At 49.1% G+C, this 5,078-nt stretch carries 5 protein-coding genes; 2 read left to right on the top strand and 3 right to left on the bottom strand.

Translation table 11 applies throughout. The features are described from left to right. The coding region (locus tag IQ219_RS16630; protein ID WP_194073343.1) for a DUF2157 domain-containing protein at positions 1-911 on the top strand (911 nt) is incomplete at its 5' end. A 239-nt stretch (positions 912-1,150) separates the two neighbouring features. Here IQ219_RS16630 and IQ219_RS16625 read toward each other — a convergent pair. From IQ219_RS16625 to IQ219_RS16615, 3 genes are all read right to left on the bottom strand, one after another. Further along, positions 1,151-2,239: a calcium/sodium antiporter gene (locus IQ219_RS16625; protein WP_194073342.1), complete on the bottom strand. Its 1,089-nt coding sequence runs from the start codon at positions 2,237-2,239 to the stop codon at positions 1,151-1,153. A 379-nt stretch (positions 2,240-2,618) separates the two neighbouring features. Then, positions 2,619-4,469, bottom strand: a complete 1,851-nt coding sequence (gene feoB / locus IQ219_RS16620; RefSeq protein ID WP_194073341.1) for a ferrous iron transport protein B — start codon at positions 4,467-4,469, stop codon at positions 2,619-2,621. A gap of 7 nt (positions 4,470-4,476) precedes the next feature. Further along, positions 4,477-4,716 carry a ferrous iron transport protein A gene (locus tag IQ219_RS16615; protein WP_190598665.1) on the bottom strand — a complete coding sequence of 80 codons (240 nt, stop codon included), beginning with the start codon at positions 4,714-4,716 and terminating at the stop codon, positions 4,477-4,479. A gap of 109 nt (positions 4,717-4,825) precedes the next feature. Between IQ219_RS16615 and IQ219_RS16610 the strand changes: the two genes are divergently transcribed. Next, the gene (locus tag IQ219_RS16610) at positions 4,826-4,963 is read left to right on the top strand and encodes a hypothetical protein (protein WP_194073340.1); all 138 of its coding nucleotides are present in this window, start codon (positions 4,826-4,828) and stop codon (positions 4,961-4,963) included. Positions 4,964-5,078 lie beyond the last annotated feature (115 nt).

Genomic DNA, 5,078 nt, shown 5'->3' with positions numbered 1-5,078 from the left:
TCGCTTTTTCCTTTGGCGCCCTGATTGTAAGTGTGGCCATGGTTTTCCTCGGTACCATTGTTTGGGATGCCCTGGGGGGATTTGGTCTATTCACCGTGGCGGTGGTGTATGCAGTGGGTTTAACCCTAGTGGGTCAATGGCTTTATTTCCAGCAAAAATTACCCGTTCCCGGCGGTTTATTAATTACCATCGCTGTGTGGATGACCCCCTTGGCCATTTATGGACTGCAACGGGGTTTTGGGTTAATTTCCCTTGATGATCCATCTGTGTACCGCAATTTACCCACCTGGTTAGTCAGCGGCCGTTTTCCCCTGGCCATGGGCACCATTATTGCCAGTTTATTGGCTTTACGCTTTATTCACTTTCCCTTCCTCACCTTTCCCCTCGCCTTTTGCCTCTGGTTCCTCTCCATTGATATTCCCCCCCTCATCTACGGAGAGACAGTCAGTTTCACCACCGCAGCCCACTTGACCCTAGGCTTTGGCATTGTTTGTTTGGCGATCGCCTATGGGGTGGATTTACGTTGGCGACGCAGCCGGGGAGATTACAGCTTTTGGCTTTACCTTTTCGGACTGATTAGTTTTTGGTTTAGTCTCTTGGCCACCGGGCAGGATACGGAATGGTACCGACTATTTTTTTGCCTGATTAATTTAGGTCTGATGGCTTTGTCAATTCTGCTCAAACGACGACTATTTATGGTGTTTGGCGTCATTGGAGTGTTCGGCTACATCAGTTATCTCGCCTTCCAAGTCTTTGCCGATTCCCTCCTCTTCCCCTTTGCTCTTTCTGCCCTGGGCTTAGCTATCATTGCCGTCGGCGTACTGTACCAAAAACATTACCGTGTGGTGGAAGCCTATTTTGACAATCTACTCCCTCCCCAGTGGCGCAATTTCCTCCCCCGGGAACGGTAAGAGTATGACATTGACACCGATTCCGTGCCTATTCTTTGCCTAACTCAGTAACGGGCACTGTTAATTTTAGACTAGTCTTAATAACTTCTTTCAATAGTGCTCGTACTAACTGCACCGTGGTGATCATGAACGAGGATTCGGTTGCCGGCAACAGGATGTCCCCTTGGGGAATAAGGTGAAACCAATCATTAAAGTCCCGTTTTCTCGTCTCTCATTTCTAATGCCCCACGGCTTCCCCTTTACCCTTTGGAACGTCGCAGCTCAGGCCAGAGGGATAGGACTAGGGCAAAAATCGTTGCAGGCATGACCCCAAAGAGCAAAATCCTATTAAATAGGTCAATATTTGTATTTTGGGTGGCACCCAACACAATGTAGGCGGTATAGGCAATGTAATAGGCTAAAAATAGGCACCCTTCCCACCGAGAAATTAAGCGACCACTAATAAATACAGGCAAACACACCAGCGCCACTGCACACATAACCGGCAAGTCGAATCGGATCGCTTCCGTGGAGACCCGTATGCCTTCCGGTGATATCAGGGCAGAAAAACCCAACACGGCCAGAATATTAAAAATATTACTGCCAATTACATTACCTACTGCAATATCTCGCTCGCCGCGATAACTAGCCACCACCGATGTGGCTAACTCCGGCAAAGAAGTTCCAGCAGAAACCAGGGTTAAGCCAATAACTAACTCACTAATGCCAAAGGTTTTGGCGATCGCCACGGAACTGGACACTAATAATCGAGAGCCGAATACCAATAGGCAGATTCCTCCTAGGATATAAGCCACCTGGAGGGCGATTTGTTTACCTGTTTTGGGCACCGTCCCCCCAAATTCTTGGAGATATTCTTCTTCAACGGCGGGATTACGTTCCTTTTTGCTCTGGCGAATTAGAAATCCGGTGTACAAAATGGACCCTGTGGCAAAAATTGCCCCATCTACCCGGCTAATCAGCCCATCCAACCCGAACATCATGGCCAAGCCTGACACCCCAATCAAAATGGGTACATCCAAGCGAATCAATTGCTGATCCACGACCAGAGGAGTCACGATGGAACAGATACCCAGAATAAGCAAAACATTAAAAATGTTACTGCCTACCACGTTTCCCAGGGCAATGTCCGCCTGACCAGCAAGGGCCGATTGGAGACTCACCACCATTTCCGGCATACTGGTGCCATAGGCCACAATGGTCAACCCTATAATCAGGGGAGAAAGCCCCACCATTAGGGCGATGCGGGACGCCCCTTTTACTAAAACTTCCGCACCGACAACAAGCACGATTAATCCGATCGCCAGACTAACCCAAGTTATCCAATTCATGCTGTTGTAGCTCCCGAGGGGTAAAAAAGACGGAAAAAAGGGTTTTGCCTAAAGGAAATGCACCGAGTGCGAAGGATCGGGTAGGAAAAACTTGGAATAGATTCCCCCAAAGGGGTACAAACCATTATTCCCGAAGAAGGGCCCAATGGTTAAGGAGAATTTAGGCGGTGGCCCGGTTTTCTTTCGCAATGGCGATCTCCCTGAGGATGCTGGTAAGGTCAACGTGTTTGGAAAGTTTTATTCCGCTCCCTAAATCGACCCACTAAAGCTCTGGCAATACTGGGGGACTTTCATTCAGTTTCCCCCCAAATGGGAGGGGAAGGGGGCCTTTAAAACAGGTTCTAACAACGGTTGAGCATAAACATGGCAAAGAAAAAATTTATCCTCCCCAGCCGAGCCAGGAAAATCCTTGGTAGAAAATAAAGCTAAACAGCCAAGCTGTTATCAGGGGAACTACCACGGCAATAATGGTATAGACAAGGGATTTACTTTCCCCCCAAATAGCGCCAAGGGTGGTAAGGCAAGGAATATAGATCAGACTAAATAGACAATAACTAAATCCCTGGGCAAAGGTCACCGTACTATGGATTTGATCAGAGACAGCGTCGGAATTATTGAGGCCGTAAATAACAGTTAGGGCCGCCACTTGAATTTCTTTGGCCACAAAACCAAAAATCAGGGAAACCGTTAAAAAGGGATTAATGCCCAAGGGATTCATTAACGGCTGGAAAAGACTGCCGATGCGGCCAGCAAAAGTGTCCAAACCCGTACTGCCTTCAGGAAAGCTGGTTAAAAACCAAATCAGGCTACTACCGATAATCATAAATATCGATAAACGGGCAACAAATTCTCGCATCTCTCCCCAGACTCGCAAAAATACTTGCTTGAAGGTGGGCAAGCGGTAGGGGGGTAATTCTAATACGAAGGGGTCCCGGGCTTGGAAGTAATGAAAACGACTTAATACGGCGGCGACGGTAAAGGCAGCCACAAAGCTCATTAAATAGAGTAAAAATAGGGCGATCGCCCCTTGGGTACCGGGCATAACGGCGGCCAAGATAAAAACAAATACTTGCAGGCGGGCAGAGCAGAGAGAAAAGGGAATGACCAACATCGCCAGGAGTCGCATTCCCCGGCTACGCATCACCCTAGTACCCATAATGGCAGGGACGTTACAGCCAAACCCCATCATTTGCAAAACAAAGCTCCGACCATCTAGCCCCAATCGCCCCATGAGGGCGTCCATTAGGTAGGCAGCCCGGGAGAGGTAGCCACTGCCCTCTAAAATTCCCATGACCATGAAAAATATGGCCACCAAGGGTACAAAGGAGAGTAGGGCGGCAAACCCGGTCCAAATACCGTCCAAGAGTAGTTCTTGCAGGATAGTGGGTAGAGGGGAAAATAACGGCTCTAAGACATTGCTTTGCAACCAACCAGTGACCACATCCACAGGATCGGCACTGGGCAAACCCACATTCCAAATTACCCAAAACACGCCAAACATGGAGGCGAAGAAGAGGGGCAGACCAAACAAGGGATGGAGCATCACCCCGTCAATGGCATTGGTGAGGGTGCGGGCAGTGGGAGACGGCATCTGCACCACACCGGCCAGGGCCGTTTCCATATCGGCGATCGCCACGGGATGGTGGGAAAGAACATTAACCAGATCGGGAATTTGGTAGGCTTCCGGTTGCTGCGCCACAGCACGACCAATGGCATCCATGGCCCGGGGACAGCCGGTGCCGTATTTCGCACTGATGGGATAGAGGGGCAGACCAAGCCTTTCCTGGAGGGCGGCCACATCAATTTGCACTCCGTAGCGCTTAGCTTCGTCAGCTAGGTTTAAGAGGGCGATCGCCGGAATGCCCAGGGTTTGTACCTGAAGAAGAAGACGGATTTGCCGGTCAATTTGGGCTGCATTCACCACCACCACCACCAAGTTGACAGCATAGTCAACAAGGAAGCGTTGCACCACTCGTTCATCTTCGGAAAAGCCATTGAGGTCATAGATGCCCGGTAGATCGACAAACTCGATGGATTCCCCCTGTAACGGCACCACCGCCCGGAATAGGTCCACCGTCAATCCTGGCCAGTTGGCGATCGCCGCATTGGCTTTGGTAATCCGGTTGAAGAAAGTGGATTTGCCCGTATTGGGCTGACCAATAAAAGCAATCCTTTTTTTCACATCGGGACGACTGGACTGGACTGACCCCCGCTGGCAATGACTCACCATAATCGCCCTACTCTCCTAAGGTAATCTGCACCAATTGGGCTTCACTACGGCGCATTGCCACTTCGGTGGTACTGCCAATGCGGAGGTGGAGCGGTCCCCCCAAACCAGCCTTGCGGAGTAATTGAATCGGTTTATCAGGAATAATTCCCATTGCTTCTAGGCGATTAACCAAGCCCTGACCGTGATTTCCCAGTAAAATTTGCTCCACAAAAGCCACCTGGCCCACCGACAAATCCAATAAAGTCATGGTTTTCCGAAAACTGCAAATAATTCTCAATTATTAAATTAGCACTGTTTGTTAAGAATAGATCTCAAAAACAATTGTGAGTATAATCACTTACCATTGATTAAACTCGATGCAAACGATCAAAAAAATCATGCCCAAGGTAGATGCTTGGGATGGCATTGCTGTGAACGAGAAAAAATATCCCCAACTATTTGGGAATCGAGCCTTGGGTTTTAGTGGGTTAAGGGAAATCCCCGATGGGAGCTAGGATTCAAGTAAAACAGTGCGACCATTTTGATTAGTGCGGTAAACCCAATTTTTTTCTCCCGATTGCACCGTCACCCGCCAGCCTGGGGTCATCACTTGGGCGCACATTTGCGCTT

Source organism: Synechocystis sp. LEGE 06083 (genome assembly GCF_015207725.1).
Lineage (GTDB): Bacteria > Cyanobacteriota > Cyanobacteriia > Cyanobacteriales > Microcystaceae > Synechocystis > Synechocystis salina.
The sequence above is the reverse complement of the archived record's forward strand: the minus strand, read 5'-3'. Positions and strand labels throughout refer to the sequence as shown.

Coding starts and splice junctions, on each gene's coding strand:
- feoB (WP_194073341.1), bottom strand. CDS start 4,469: ATGGTGAGTCATTGCCAGCGGGGGTCAGTCCAGTCCAGTCGTCCCGAT.
- IQ219_RS16625 (WP_194073342.1), bottom strand. CDS start 2,239: ATGAATTGGATAACTTGGGTTAGTCTGGCGATCGGATTAATCGTGCTT.
- IQ219_RS16610 (WP_194073340.1), top strand. CDS start 4,826: ATGCAAACGATCAAAAAAATCATGCCCAAGGTAGATGCTTGGGATGGC.
- IQ219_RS16615 (WP_190598665.1), bottom strand. CDS start 4,716: ATGACTTTATTGGATTTGTCGGTGGGCCAGGTGGCTTTTGTGGAGCAA.